Below are 14,024 nucleotides of genomic sequence, written 5' to 3'. Positions count from 1 at the left end.
TGTCACAGGGGCGATCGCCCCAACGAGCGACCTGACGACCAGCCTGGCGAGCCACGGAAAACCAAGGCGGGGAGAAAGGCGGGCAGCAGTGGGGAGAGCAGAGCAGGAGAGAGGCGCAGGAAGAGAGCGGGAACCAGGACGGCAGGTCAGGGACAGAGCCCCCAGCCCAACTGCCTCACAGACCCAGGGCGCTGCGCTCCTCGGGGCCGACCCACCCGGCACGCCCCTCCAGCGCCCGGAACCAGCGAGCCAGGGCGGGCCAGAAGGAGATCGGCGGGGCCTCCCCGTCGGGGTAGTCCTGGCGACCGCGGTACTCGTAGTCCTGCACCGTGGTGAACAGCCGGATGTCACTGCCCGTGGGGGTGTCCCCGCACAGGAACTGGCCGATGGAGACCAGCGAGGACAGGGGCGGGCTGTCCAGCATGGTCAGCCCGGCCTCGCGGGACGCCTCCATCCTCGTTGCCCGGGCCAGCAGGGTGTCGATGACGTCGAAGGCCACCAGGACCCCGTTGGCGGCCTCGGCCGCCTCCTCCTCGTCCTGGGAGTGGGTGGCCACGGCGTGCCCCCGGTTGACGTGCTCACCGACCCACTGGTCCCAGGCGTCGGTGGAGTTGCGCCGTCCCAGGGGGTAGAGGTCGGGGGCACCGTCACGGTGCAGGTCCCACCAGGCTGTCGCCAGGTCGAACAGGAGGGAGCCGGAGTCGTCGCTGACAACCTGACCCGTCGTGGTGTCCACCAGGGCGGGGACCGTGGGGGGCGGCTCGTAGCCGGGGGTGGTGGCGTAGACCTCCGCCAGCGAGCGTGCCCCCAGGACCGGGTCCTCCCCGGGGGCGCCGTCCGGGCCGGTCAGCTCCCAGTAACCGTCCTCACCCCTCCCGTAGGTCCACGACACCGGGATCGCCTCGGTCAGTCCCAGCAGGCGACGGGCGATGAGCACCCTGCGGCACCACGGGCAGCCCCCTGAGGCGACCAGGCGGTAGCGACCTGCCTCCACAGGAAGGTCGTTGTCAGTAAAACGGTGGGATGCTGCCAGGCCCATGTGCGCCTCCTGGGTCAAGATGGGGCTCGGTCGTGCTCAGGAGTCAATCATCCCCCGGCCGGACTCCGCAGGCCCCGTATTCTCAGGTGGCGAACCGACAGGCTCAACCCAGGTCGGCCTCAATCCCGTCCACGAGCCCCAGGGCCTCGTGACCGCCCCAGCGAGGGTGGGCCAGCAGCTCGCGCACCCGCGCGCACGCAGCCAGAGCCTCCTTCTTCTCGCCACGCTGGGCACGCAGGCGGGCGAGCAGGCACAGCGGCCGGGCGGCCGACTCGCGGTCGTCGGCGGCCATGTAGCCGGAGAAGGCCTTCTCGCAGTGCTCCAGGGCCGGGCCGCTCTCACCGGTGCGCCACAGGATCCACGCCATGTCGTCGTGCCAGTCGCCCTGCTCCCAGGCAGCGGAGTACCCGGCGGTGTCCGGCACGTCCCGGAGGCAGTGGTCGGCCTCCTGCATGAGGACGAGGGCCTCCTCCAGGCGGGAGCGAGCCGTGGCCAGGGTGCGGCCGTCCGCCAGCGCCCGTGCGGCACGGCGCAGGAGCCCGCCCCGCTCCAGCCGCCCCCGGTACGTGCTGGTGTCCTTCGTGGCGGCAGCCCGCTGGAACAGGGCCGAGGAGCGGGTGCTGTCACCGGTGCTCGCGGCGGCCGCAGCCGCGCGGGCGAGGTGCTCACCGGCTGCTGCCGCACGGCCCTGGGCCTCCAGGGCCTGTGCAGCCGCCAGGGAGTGGTCCAGCACGTCGTGGTGCTCACCCAGCGCCGCAGTCGTCTGGGCCAGCTCCCGGTGCAGGTAGGCCACCAGGCTGCCTGCACCAGCCCTGTCAGCCAGGGACAGGGCCGACTCCAGGACCTCGGCGCACTCCAGGTGGCGCTCACAGGCACCCAGCGCCGTCCCCAGCGACAGCAGGGAGGTCACCGTGTACATGGTGATCCCGGCGGACATCATGATGCTGCTCTGCTCACGGAAGTGCGTGACCGCCTCGGGGAGCCGCCCTGTCCGCATCAAGGCGACCCCCAGGGTGCGCCGCCCCCGCACAGCCAGCACCGGGGAGACCCGCTCGTGACGGCGCAGGACCTCCTCCGCCAGGCCTCGGCCGGTGTCGGCGTCACCGCACTCGGCCAGGACCTCCGCACGGGCCATGTCCAGGATGTCCTCGATCCTCTCGGCGTGGCGGTCAGCGGGCACCGCTGCGGCCGCGACGGCGGCGGCCTCCAGGGCGTACAGGGCCTCCTCCCTGGCCGCCAGGTCCGTCAGGACCGAGGCGCCCGCCATGAGGGCGTCGGCAGCCAGCACCAGGAGGTCGCTCGTCGCGCCCTGCCCCGGGCCTGCCGGCCCTGGAGGCCCAGCCTCCTCCACGGCACCGGCGGGAGGGGTTCCACTGGGAGCCGCGTGCCTGCCACCGGTACGGGGGCCACCACCACCGGTGAGCCTCTCGACCGTCGCCGCGATCCTGCTGGTCAGCCGCGTGGCCCGCTCCAGGCGCCGCTCACGCTCACGTCCCTGGTCCCGCTCGGCGATGCTGTCAGCGGTGATCTCGTTGTCCAGGTTCAGCAGGTCGATGTAGCAGGCCCCCAGCGGCCCGTACTCCGCCTGGAGCCGAGGGCGCACCCGCAGGCGCTGCGCGACGGCCTCCTCCATGTCCCCACGGCAGGTCAGGGCTGCCGCCCGCAGCAGCCCTGTCTGCGCCTCCAGCCCCTCCACGACCAGGTCAGGGGGCAGGAGGCCCCGGGTGGCGACCTGGTCCACTACGAACCAGTGCTCCAGGGAGGAGGAGCCGACGACCCTGCGCAGCTCGGCGTAGCGCCGCACAGCGTCCTGGCCGTCGTGCACCGGCTCAGGAGGGGCCAGGTCCACCGGCGGGAGGGGCTCGTCCTGCCCAGAGGACTCCTCCCCGGCGTCCTTCTCCTGAGCCTGCACAGGCTGCGGCCCCCGGGAGGCCTCCGCGTCCGTGGCACTGAGCGTCGGGGTCCTGGGCACCGCCTCCTGTCCCTCGTCGGGCACGCCCCTCGGCACGACGGCGCCGTACGAGGCCGCCTGGGCAGGTCCGCCTCCCGGGACAGCTGCCCCCTGCCCCGAGCCGGGAGGGATGATTCCCAGGGCGGAGGCGACATCGGCGTCGTTGCCGACCTCGACGGGAGACAGGTCGGTGGGTGCGGGCTCAGGCAGGGGCTCGGGTGCCTGGAGCAGGCTGAGTCTCCCCAGGGTCCCCAGGCTTCTTGCTGCACCACCCACAGCGCCACCAGTGAGAGGGGCGCGGATGAGGCTGCGCTCCAGGTGGTCGGAGACCGTCGTGTTGCCGTTGCGGCGGTCATAGGCGGCCGCCAGCCGACGTGCCCAGGCGGACAGTCTGGCGTAGGCCTGGGACACGGTGGTGCTCGCCTCCATGACAGGGTGCGGGCACCACAGGGCCTCAGCGGGCACGACCACCCCCAGCGCCTCCTCCCCGGCCCCGGCGCGCTCGACCTCCCTGAGCACCAGGCTCATCCCGCACAGGGCGGCCAGCAGCACATGGGCCGACTCCGCCTGGTCCAGCCAGCCCACGTGCCGACGCAGGAGCTCCATGCCCCGATCGCACCTGCCTGCCAGTGCCAGGTACTCCAGGTGGTGTCCCACGGCCAGCAGCGCCCCGGGATCGCGCCGCAGCGCCCGGTAGGAGCGCAGGTGGAGGTCCCAGGCCGCCCTGGGGCGCCCGGAGGCCAGCAGGGGCAGGAGCACCCGCGACCGCACTGTGTGCGCCTGGAGGCCGCAGCCGACCTCCCCGCGCAGCACGGGCACCGCCGTGGCGACCGCCAGCTCCCAGCTCTCCGTGCGGTAGGCGAAGGCCACCTGGCGCGCAGGGTCGCAACCCTCACAGTCGGAGCTGTCGTCCCGGGGCGTGGCCCTCCACGCGGCCAGCTCCTCGGCGGCCTCCTCCTCCAGCCCCAGCAGCCCGGCCACCGTGGCCCGCACACCGTGGACCACGTGCATGGAGGCCCCCTCGCTGCGGTAGAGCTCCTCCAGGCCGGCCTCCAGCTGGCGCACCTGGTCCTTGGCGACCCTCGGGTTGGCCGCAGCCACGGCAACCGCCCGCGTGAAGTGCCGACGCAGCCTGCGGGCCTGGTCGGCGTCGAACAGGTCCGGGCGCTCCTGGTAGCACGCGAGGTTGCGCACAAAGGGTTCCAGCGCCTTCCACTCCTCGTTGCCGTGCAGGTAGCCATCGGTCAGGGCCAGGCGCGTCACGACCTGAAGATCCTCCTCGCCCAGGGCGTCCGCCCAGGTGACGGCCTCGGCGACCAGCGCGCAGGCCCGGGGGCCGCAGCTCAGGGCGCTGGCGTAGGCGAGGCGCTCACGGATGTCTTCGCGTGTGGTCATGGGTGGTTCCTTCCGGTCAGGAGCGCAGGAGGCGTCGGCGTCAGAGGCTCACAGGAGCGACGTCATGGCTGCGGACCCGGCAGGGCTGCGTCCAGCAGGGCACCGAGCGTCTCGGCGGCCCACGAGCCCTCCTTGGGTCCCAGGGCCTGCCTGCCCAGGAGGAGGCACTGGATATAGAGGCCGCGCAGCATCTGCACGACGACGGCGTCAGCCGCGCCCGACGTCACCAGACGGGCGATCAGCGGGTTGGCCCGGTTGAGGACGAGGCGGGGCACGCGGGTGCCTGCGAGCGGGTCAGCCACACCCAGGACCTGCGACCACACGCCGGAGGCCGCCGGGTGCGAGACGCGCACGGCCACACGGCCGACCAGGTCAGGGTCAGGCAGGTAGGGGGCCGGCAGGCTGGTCAGCTCGAAGCGGCGCATGACCACCTCGCAGTCCTGGGGGTCGATCACCGGGGAGGCGAGCACGAGGACGTCGAGGGCCTGCGCCTCCTCCACCGGGGAGCAGGGGGTGAAGGCCTCCAGCAGCCCGCCGGGGTCCAGGGCGCGCCGGGCCGCGATGGCGTCCACCGTGTTCTGGAGCAGCTCACGGACGTAGACACGGGGGCCCGAGTAGAGGTTACGCGAGAGGAGGTCCACCATCCCACGCAGGTCACCCTGGAATGCTGCCATCGGCTCAGAGAGCTCCTTCCTGTCTGATCCCCGCGTCGTGTCCCCTGTGCCGTGCAGGTCCGCCCCGGAGCCGGGCGGCACCAGGACGTCACGGGCCGCTGACCTGCCAGACGGCCTCGGCTGCCGAGCCTAGCCGGGTCCGGCCAGGTCCGTCGCCCAGTGTCCGCCAGCTTGCTGGAAGCCTCATCACAACGCGGGGCGCCCGCCCGTTCCAGGACGGGCCGGGCGCCTCAGAACTCGATGTCAGCGGCAATGTCCCGGGGCGTGTCCCCTGGCGTGTCCCCGGGCACACCGAGAAAGTCTGCATCGGTACCCACGGCTGCCAGCGGGGGCGCTCCTGCGGCTGCGGCACCGTGGGCCTGAGACCAGGCCGACTTGGGCTCCTCGACCGGACCAGCCTGCCAGGCCGACTCGGGCTGGTCGGCCGGCTCCACCTCCTCGACCTGGGCGGTCACCGTGACGGTAGGGCTGGCCAGGAAGAGCGCCACGAAGCGGTTGAGGTCGATGTGGAGGTCACCGATAGCCAGGTGGGTGGTCCCGACAGCCTCCGAGTCGTCCCCGCCAGCGGTACGGACCCGCATGAACTCCCGCAGGGCGTCAACGACGTCGGCAAAGCGTCCCTCGATCTCGTCGGAGCCGACCACCAGGGTGCGTCCTCCCTGGAAGTCACCCATCTGGTGCGCGTCGGCGCTGGCCCGCAGGATGGACTGCTCCCAGTTGTAGAGCAGCTGCTCGGCCTGGGGGATGTTGCCCGCCTCGGCGGCACGGGCGACGTCGATGTGCCCGTCGAGCAGGGGGCTCCAGGTCTGCCACCAGGCCTGGGCGTACTCGGCGGCGCCCGGGGGCAGGTCCGTCGGCACCTGCGGGTAGTGCAGGTGGACCATCTCCTCCCCCGGTACCCCCACGTTCATGGGACGGCTGAACCCGTGGGGCAGGTCCAGGCGGTAGTAGCTCTCAGCGCTGTATCCGGACATGGTGGGGTCCTCTCGGAGGGGTCGTCGGGCAGGTCCAGGACATCGGGCAGGTCCAGGACAGGGGCTGGTCAGCCTCCGGTCAGGCCGGTCAGCGCGGCAGGGCGTCGGGCAGCCGCAGGGCCGCGTCGGCACGCTGCTGGTAGGCGGCCTCGGTGTAGGTGCCCTCCAGCACGCTGTGAGCCAGGGCGTCCCCGGGGCGCATGACCGAGCGCACCACAGCGAGCAGCAGCTCCAGGTGAGCGGTGAGCCGCTGCTGGCGGAGCACGGCCGCGTAGTCCCCGAAGGAGCCGATGATGTTGACGTACTCCACCTCGGCGTAGCGGGGACTCTGCGGGCTGCCGTCCTGCGGCTGGTAGCCGGAGCCCAGCTCGCCCAGGACGGCCTGTCTCCTGGTCCTGGCGTAGAAGGGCAGCATGCTGGAGAGCGCGTGGAACCAGGCCAGCCGGTAGTACACGTCGTGGACCAGCCTCATCCCCGGGGCCGACTCCTGGACGGCCTGCTCCTCGTAGCGGCGCCTGTGCGGGGCGGCCTGCTCCTGCGCCAGCTCCTCCGCCCACTCCGGTGCCTCCTGCATGGCGGGAGAGGGCTGGAAGACGACCCGGGAGCCGCAGCCCGGGCAGGTGAGGTAGACCGCCACGTGGTAGAGCTCGGGAAGAGGCACGCGGGTGCCGCAGCGCTGACAGGTGAAGGAGGCCTGGGCCAGCCTCCAGTCCTCGACCGCCCTGTCCCACCCCGACCGGGGCTGGGACACGTCGTGCTGAGGCTGGTCCTGCTGGGGCGGGTCCTGCCGGGAGCGATCCTGCCGGGGCTGGTCAGGGGACTGGTACGCCGGGATCTGGTCGGTCGGCTGGTCCTCCAGGCTCGGCCGACGCCGGGCGGGCGCCCCGTCCACGACGCGCTCCAGCCGGGTCCGGAAGTCGCCCACCGCTGCCCTGGCCGTCTCCAGGAGGTTCTCCAGGGCAGCGCGCTCCTGCGGGGTGAGGTGGTCGTCGTCGATCCTGTCAAAAGGGGCGAAGTGCTGGTCGAAGGTGCGCTCCGCCTTGGTGTGGAGGTACATGACGGTGCGGCGGACCTCCGCGCGGTGCTCCTGTGCGGCCCCGGGGTCGCTCACCTGCCCGGCGGTGGCGGAGGCGGCCTGGGCGGTGTACTCGCGAGCGCGCGCCTCCAGGCGGTCCAGGTAGACCCGCAGGCGCTCAGTCAGCGCCTCCAGCTGGCTGTGGTAGTGGGCATAGGTGGGCACAGCTGCCTCCTTGCGCTGAGGAAGGTGACGACAGACGAGTAAAGACGAGAATAAAGACGAGAAAGACGGAAAAGGCAGAAGAGACGGGCGGTGGTGGACAGGTGTCCAGAGGCGGGGCCGCCGTGTCCCGGCAGCACCCACCGGCACAAGGCTACGGGATGCTGCCACCCCTGACTGACCCCCCTCCCCGTCACAGTCCGGCAGCCGCCGACGTCCCCGCGCCCTCGCACAGGAGCACAGTGCCCACCGCCGGGCACACCGTCAACCCCACCGCCGGGCACACCGTCAACCCCACCGCCGGGCACACCGTCATGAGGCCGGCTCCCCGCCCCCTGCGCACCGGGGCAGGAGCGCGGTCCTTGCTAGGTCAAGCAGCGCAGTCACCGTCTCGCCCGGCTGGCTGGCGGCCCTGGCCACGACGGCGACCCGCTCGCGTCCCGTGGTCACGAACCGGCTGCCACCCAGGGTGACCACCTGGCCAGGCCCGAGGACAACCTCCACCTCCCACCTGCCCCGGCGCACCCTCGAGCCCAGGGCGGTACCGACCAGCCTGGCCGACGGCTTGGTCGGCGGCTGCGCCCCCAGACCCGGTGGTCCCGTCTCCTCCCCTGCCCTCCCGGTCGCTACGGGCTCCCCGGCACCGACTCTCCCAGCTCTCCCAGGGCTTGTGCCTGGTGAGACCCTCAGAGCCTCCCCGGGCTCCTGCGCCCACAGCGCCCCGGGCGCCAGGGCGAGGCAGGCCCCTGCCCCCTCCCCTGCGGCCAGGAACGGCCCGAAGCCGAGGAACCTGGCGACCTCGCCGCTGCCCGGGTGCGCCCACAGCCGCTCGGGGGTGTCCAGCCGCAGGAGGCGGCCCGCGCCCATGACGCCGACACGGTCGGCCACGGTCATCGCCTCGTCCTGGTCGTGGGTGACGTAGAGGGCTGTGGTGCCCTGGGCGCGCAGGATGGTGCGCAGGTCCACGGCCAGCTGGTCACGCAGGGCACGGTCCAGGGAGGACAGGGGCTCGTCCAGCAGGAGGAGACGTGGGGAGGGGGCCAGCGAGCGAGCCAGGGCCACGCGCTGGGCCTGGCCGCCCGACAGCGTCGCCACCCGGCGCCTCTCCAGGCCGGACAGCCCCACCAGCGCCAGCATCTCCTCCACCCTCCGGGCGCGCTGCCCCCGGGGGAGCCGCCTCAGCCCGTAGGCGACGTTCCCGGTCACGTCGCGGTGCTCAAAGAGCTGCCCGTCCTGGAACATCAGCCCGAACCCGCGCCGGTGGACGGGCAGGCCCGCCACGTCCTCACCGTCCCAGCGGACCTCCCCGGCGGCCAGGTCCTCCAGGCCTGCCACGGCGCGCAGCAGCGAGGACTTGCCGCAGCCGGAGGGACCCAGGAGGGCCACGACCTCCCCGGGGGCCACGTCAAGGTCGAGGCCGCTGACGGCACTGACGGCAGGGCGCCCCCCGTAGGTCACGGCGAGGCCGCGCACGGACAGGCCCCCAGGGGCCGGGTCGGCCGTGCTGGGTGTACCGGCTGTGCCGCTGCCTGCGGCGGCACCACTGGTCCCGGGCGCCCTGCTCGTCGCCCCACCGGCTGTGCCAGCCGTGCCGCTGCTGCTGGTCCCGGACCTCATGCTGGTCATGGTCGTCGCTCCTGTCCTCTCACCTCAACTGCACGCGCCAGCGCCTCGCAGCCCAGCATGGCCAGTCCCGCCCCCACGGCGAGCACCACCCCGGCGGCCAGGGCCATCCCCTGGTTCTGCGCCCCCGGGCTGGAGATGAGACGGTAGACCACCACCGGCAGGGTGGGCTCCTGGGGGCGGGCCAGGAACGACGTCGCCCCGAACTCGCCCAGGGAGGTCGCCAGGGCCAGGCCTGCGGCCAGCCCGCCCGAGCGCAGCGCCTGGGGGCCGTCCACGCTCAGCAGCACCCGGCCCGGCCCGGCCCCCAGGGCGGCGGCGGCCTGGCGCTGGCGGGGGTCGATAGCGCGCAGGGACGGCAGGAGGGTGCGCACCACCAGGGGGACGGCCACCACCGCCTGGGCCAGGGGAAGCACCCACCAGGAACGGGTCAGGGACAGGGGCGGGCGGCTCAGGGTGATGAGGAAGCCGAAACCCACAGTGACCGCAGAGACCCCCAGCGGCAGCATGAAGACGGTGTCCAGGGCGACCAGCGCCCGGGCGGTCCAGCGCCCCCGGGGCCGCCGGGACAGGACGAGGCTGAGGGCCACCCCCACCACCAGGGCGATGGCGGCGGCGACCACGGCCACCCGCACGGAGGTGGCGGCCGCCTGCCACACGGAGACCACCAGCGCGTTGCGCCCCCCGGTAGTGGCCAGGTCGGCGTAGTTGGCCAGGGTCCAGGCGCCGTCGCGCTGGAGGGAGCGCGCCACCAGGACCGCCATGGGCGCCACCACCAGCCCGGCCACGGTGGTGGCGGTGACCAGGAGGGCGGGCAGGTCGGCGGGGCACAGGCGGGTGGGCCTCACCTCGGTGCGCGTGCGCAGGCGCACCTGGGTGGCCCGTCGGGCGCGCTCGGCCACCCACAGGGCGGCGGCGACGACACCGAGCTGGAGCAGGGACAGGACGGCCGCCGCCCGCAGGTCGAGGTACTGGGTGGTGAGCACGTAGATCTCGGTCTCGACGGTGCCCGTGCCCGGGCCGCCCAGCACCAGGACCACCCCGTAGGCGGTGGCGCTGAACAAGAAGGTCAGCGAGGCGGAGGAGGCGATGGCAGGAGCCAGGGCGGGCAGGGTGACGGTGGCCAGGGCGCGGGCCGGTGAGGCCCCCAGCGCCCGGGCGGCCTCCACGGCGCGCGGGTCCAGCCGGGACCACATGGTGCCCACGGTGCGCACCACCAGGCCGTAGTTGAAGAAGGCCAGGGCGGCGGCCACCGCCGTCGTCGTGCCGTCCAGGCCCAGCGCCTCCAGGGGGCCGCCGGTGGTGACCAGCGCGTGGAAGGCGGTGCCCACCACGACGGTGGGCAGCACGAAGGGGACGGTGACCACGGCGCGCAGCAGGCCCCGCCCGGGGAAGCGGCGCCGGTAGAGGACCAGCGCCGCGGGCACGCCCAGGGCCACGCAGGCGGTGGTGGCCAGGGCGGCCTGGACCAGGGTCTGTCGCAGGACCCGCCAGGTGCGCTCCCGGGTGAGGACCTCGACGACGCCGCCGGGGTCGGGCACGCCCTCGGGGGCCAGGCCGCGCACCAGCAGGGTCGCCACCGGCCAGGCGAACAGGAGGGCGAGCAGGCCCAGAGGCAGGGCGAGCGCCAGCGTCCAGCCGACCCGCTCCGCCCAGCTGGGCCTCGGGCCGGGCGGGGTGGGGCGGGGCAGGGGTGGTCCAGCCCGGCCGGTGAGCCCGCCGGCCCCGGGGCGCCCGTGCCCACCGGAGCACCCGGGCTCGCCCCGTCGCGTGACCGGGGCGAGGCTGCGGGGCTCGCTGTGCCCGGGGCGCCTGGGCACCGGGTCTGCTGCCGGGCTCACGCGCCGACAGCCTCGGCCCAGGCGCTCAGCCACTCCTCCCGGTGGGCGGTGACGTCCTGGGGGCTGACGGTGACGGGGTCGGGGGCCAGCGGCCCGAAGGACTCCAGCTCGGGGGGCAGGGAGGCCTCGGCGTCCACGGGGTACATGTACATCTGGCCGGGGATGTCCTCCTGGACCGCCCGGGAGAGCATCCACTCCACGAAGGCCCGGCCTCCTTCCGGGTTGGCGGCCCCGCTGAGCACCCCGGTGTACTCCACCTGGCGGAAGGCGGTGGCGAGCAGGGCCGCGGTAGTGGTGACCGAGCCGTCGTCGGTGAGGGTGTAGGCGGGTGAGGAGGAGTAGGACACCACGACCGGGTAGGAGCCCTGGCCGCCGCCTGCGGTGAAGTCGGTGTAGTAGGCGTCGGACCACCCGGCGTCGATGCGGGTCCCGCCCTGGGCCAGCGTCTTCCAGTAGCTGGCGAAGCCGGAGCCGGCACTGGTGCCGAAGTGGCCGACGGTGGCCAGCATCCAGGCCAGGCCGGTGGAGGAGGTCGAGGGGTCGATAGCCACGAGGAGGGGGGCGTAGTCGCTGTCGGCGAGGTCCTCGAAAGTGGCGGGTGCGGTGAGGTCGTGGTCGGCGAAGTAGGCGGTGTCGATGTTGAGGCAGACGTCGCCGACGTCGACAGGGGCCAGGGCGGGGGTGTCCTCGACGACGTAGCCGTCGGCCCCCGGGGGCAGGGTGGGGGCGGTGGTGGTGTCGATGACGCCCTCGGCCAGGGCGCGGGAGGCGTAGGTGTTGTCGATGCCGTAGACGGCGTCGCCCAGGGGGGCGTCCTTGGTGAGGACGAGCCGGTTGACCAGCTCGCCGGTGTCACCGGAGGGCAGGGTGGTCAGCGTGTAACCGGTGTCAGCCTCGAAGGCGGTGAGGAGGTCCTCGGAGAGGCTGAAGGAGTCGTGGGTGACCACGGTGACGGTGCTGGCGGAGCCTGCGCCGCCGGGGTCCCCGCCCGAGCAGGCGGCCAGGGCGGTGGACAGTGTGGCTGCCAGCGCCCCGGCGCCCCCGGCGGCCAGGAGGTTGCGGCGGGAGGGGGCGGGGCTGAGGCGGGAGGCGCAGGTGGGGGCGGGGTTGGGGCGGGAACGGGAGCGCCCCAGCCCCTGCCGGGTCAGTGGCTGCGGAACCAGCAGCCGGGGGCGAGTGCGCACCTGGGAACGGCTGCACGGCTGGGTGTGAGCGCACGGCCGGAGTCGGCTGCTCTGGGGTGTCTGTGTTGTTGTCATGGTTGTCATGGTTGTGCCTCCAGGATGGTGGTCCGGAGGGCCTGGGCAGGGCGGCCCGCTGGCTACGGCGCTACTGCGACGCCGCAGCGGCACCGCAGCGCCGTAGCGGCCCGGCTGTGGGTGGTCGCCGTGGCTGATCGCCTCGGCTGGTGCCCCAGCCGCAGCACCACCGGCGCTGCAACGGTGCCGTGCCGGTACCGTGACGGTGCTGCACGCACTGCCCAGGGAGATGTCTCGACTTCCTTCGCCGGTGCTAGCCGGAGCAGGTTCGAGGGTCTGCGGGTGCCCGCACTCTCAGCGCCGCTGCCGCAGGGCGGTCCGCCGGGAGGCCGTGACGGCCAGGGCGGGGCTGCCCGGCGACGGGGCGCTCCCCTGTCGCAGGGACCATGGTAGCGGGTGGTAGGGGTTGCGCGCTGCGTGGAGCAGTACGGCCCACCAGGTAGCGCGAACGCCGGGCCCTATGAGCTCACAGGCGCCCGGCGTCTACTTCCGCTCCGCACCGTAGTGCGGCGGCAGGCCCAGCATGGCATCACCCCCTGCTGCTGCACATCTGCTGCTGCACATCTTCGACCGGCTGTCGGTAGCACCCCTAGGGCGGAGAGGGCTCGGGTTCCGCGTGATTCCACGGAAAGCAGGCCGCCCATCACCTGAGCTACGCACCAGCACCGGCATCAACCAGCTCCATGATGTGCAGCAAAAAGGGTGCTGCACATCTTCGAGCCCACGCCGCGAGGGACCCTGGGAGGGACGGCCCCCGCACCCCGCGCACCGAGCCCAGCACAATCCGCAGAAGCGCGCGGATCTCTCAATTCGTCCCAGCCCCGGCAGAGAAGCCAGCCTCCGCCCCGGGCGACCACCACGCACCCGAAGATGTGCAACCCACTCGGCCCCGGCAGCCTGCTCGACATCCCCAAGGGCGTCCACGCCAGCGGCACGTCTTGCTACGGTTGGAGGGTGAGCACCGACGCCTCCAGCGGCCCTGGCCTGAGAACCCGCGACCTGCCCGACGTCGAGACCATGACCCGCCATATCGCGGTGGACGCAGCCCTCATGAACGCCTCCCTCAACAGGGTCGGTGGCCCCCGCGCCGGGGACACCGGAGAGCCTGGTGACACCGTGCTGGTCCCTCCGCACTACACCGGAGCGCAGCCTCACGGGTGGTACTACAGTGACGGCGGCGGCTCCTGGGCACAGTTGATCCAGCTCACTGGTGGCCGGGCGCTGCTGGCGGGTTTCGACCGGGACGTGTCCTTCGGCTACTCCGGCGAGGAGGACCCGCGCCGGGGCCTGCCGGAGTGGGCTGCCCAGCTCCTGCCTTGGAGACCACGGGACAGACAGACCCGGCACGTCCAGTGGTGGACTGTTGCCGCGCTCTACGACGGGCAGCAGTGGTGGGAACCTGACACCGACGACGCTGGTGTCGAGCTGAGCGGACTGGAGATGCTGGCAGCGGGTGATGAGTGCCTGCAGCAGTACGCTGACGACTCCTTCTCCAACTACTTCTTCGGGGTGGACCTCAGCCCTAGAAAGCCCCCCACCAGTGAGAGGGAGGCGCGCCTGCGGGCACTGACGGACGAGGTCGTCAACGAATTCTTCTTTGGCGGCCCCGGCACTGACCCCGGTCCCGGCCCTGAGGAGCCTCCCGCCGATGACCCGCTGGCCGCGGACCCGCTGATGACCGTGGAAGGTGTCCGTGAGGTCTTCGCACGCGTCCCGGACATTCCCGGGCCTGTCCTGCAGAAACTGATGGACGTGGCGCACGACTTTCAGATCCACCACAGACCGAGGCAGGAGGCACGCGCCTTGGCCCGTGACGTCGAGGAGGCCTTCGACACCTGCCGCAGGCACGCCCTGCACCGCGCTGTTAGCCAGGGGGCCGACCTGACTGAGGAGGCGCTGCTGGCCCTGGCGGGCAGCCCGGAGTGCAGCCTGACCACCGGGGTGCAGGCCGCCCGCAGGTTTGCCAGCATCACCCCGCTGCCTGACGGCGCCGAGCTCGGCTACCCCCTGGGCTAGCGTCGCGGACTACTA

At 73.1% G+C, this 14,024-nt stretch carries 9 protein-coding genes; 1 reads left to right on the top strand and 8 read right to left on the bottom strand.

The features are described 5' to 3' along the window. Nucleotides 1-175: 175 nt before the first annotated feature. The 8 genes from CWS50_RS01360 to CWS50_RS01325 all read right to left on the bottom strand — a co-directional run bounded on the left by CWS50_RS01360 (nucleotide 176) and on the right by CWS50_RS01325 (nucleotide 11,867). On the bottom strand, nucleotides 176-1,039 hold the full coding sequence (locus CWS50_RS01360; RefSeq protein ID WP_127841352.1) for a glutathione S-transferase C-terminal domain-containing protein: 864 nt from the start codon (nucleotides 1,037-1,039) through the stop codon (nucleotides 176-178). 103 nt (nucleotides 1,040-1,142) lie between these two features. Continuing rightward, a complete protein-coding gene (locus CWS50_RS01355; RefSeq protein ID WP_127841351.1) occupies nucleotides 1,143-4,385 on the bottom strand; it encodes a hypothetical protein in 3,243 nt (1,080 codons plus the stop codon). A 62-nt stretch (nucleotides 4,386-4,447) separates the two neighbouring features. Then, complete coding sequence (locus tag CWS50_RS01350) at nucleotides 4,448-5,059, bottom strand: hypothetical protein (RefSeq protein ID WP_127841350.1); 612 nt, start codon at nucleotides 5,057-5,059, stop codon at nucleotides 4,448-4,450. Between the two features lie 230 nt (nucleotides 5,060-5,289). Continuing rightward, nucleotides 5,290-6,033, bottom strand: coding sequence for a DUF6620 family protein (locus tag CWS50_RS01345; RefSeq protein ID WP_127841349.1), 744 nt, complete (start codon nucleotides 6,031-6,033; stop codon nucleotides 5,290-5,292). Nucleotides 6,034-6,121: 88 nt separating this feature from the next. Then, nucleotides 6,122-7,273 (bottom strand): TFIIB-type zinc ribbon-containing protein, encoded by a 1,152-nt coding sequence (locus CWS50_RS01340; RefSeq protein WP_127841348.1) that lies wholly within the window; start codon nucleotides 7,271-7,273, stop codon nucleotides 6,122-6,124. A 309-nt stretch (nucleotides 7,274-7,582) separates the two neighbouring features. After that, a complete protein-coding gene (locus CWS50_RS01335; RefSeq protein WP_243118398.1) occupies nucleotides 7,583-8,896 on the bottom strand; it encodes an ABC transporter ATP-binding protein in 1,314 nt (437 codons plus the stop codon). Then, nucleotides 8,893-10,734 carry an ABC transporter permease gene (locus CWS50_RS01330; protein WP_243118397.1) on the bottom strand — a complete coding sequence of 614 codons (1,842 nt, stop codon included), beginning with the start codon at nucleotides 10,732-10,734 and terminating at the stop codon, nucleotides 8,893-8,895. The genes CWS50_RS01335 and CWS50_RS01330 overlap by 4 nt, the downstream gene beginning before the upstream one ends. Further along, entirely contained in the window at nucleotides 10,731-11,867 is a 1,137-nt protein-coding gene (locus CWS50_RS01325; RefSeq protein WP_423243488.1) for a thiamine ABC transporter substrate-binding protein, read from the bottom strand. The genes CWS50_RS01330 and CWS50_RS01325 overlap by 4 nt, the downstream gene beginning before the upstream one ends. A 1,080-nt stretch (nucleotides 11,868-12,947) precedes the next feature. Here CWS50_RS01325 and CWS50_RS01320 point away from each other — a divergent pair. Continuing rightward, nucleotides 12,948-14,009 carry a hypothetical protein gene (locus CWS50_RS01320; protein ID WP_127841346.1) on the top strand — a complete coding sequence of 354 codons (1,062 nt, stop codon included), beginning with the start codon at nucleotides 12,948-12,950 and terminating at the stop codon, nucleotides 14,007-14,009. Nucleotides 14,010-14,024 lie beyond the last annotated feature (15 nt).

Origin of the sequence: Actinomyces wuliandei, from assembly GCF_004010955.1 — a bacterium.
Taxonomy (GTDB): Bacteria; Actinomycetota; Actinomycetes; order Actinomycetales; family Actinomycetaceae; genus Actinomyces; species Actinomyces wuliandei.
The sequence above is the reverse complement of the archived record's forward strand: the minus strand, read 5'-3'. Positions and strand labels throughout refer to the sequence as shown.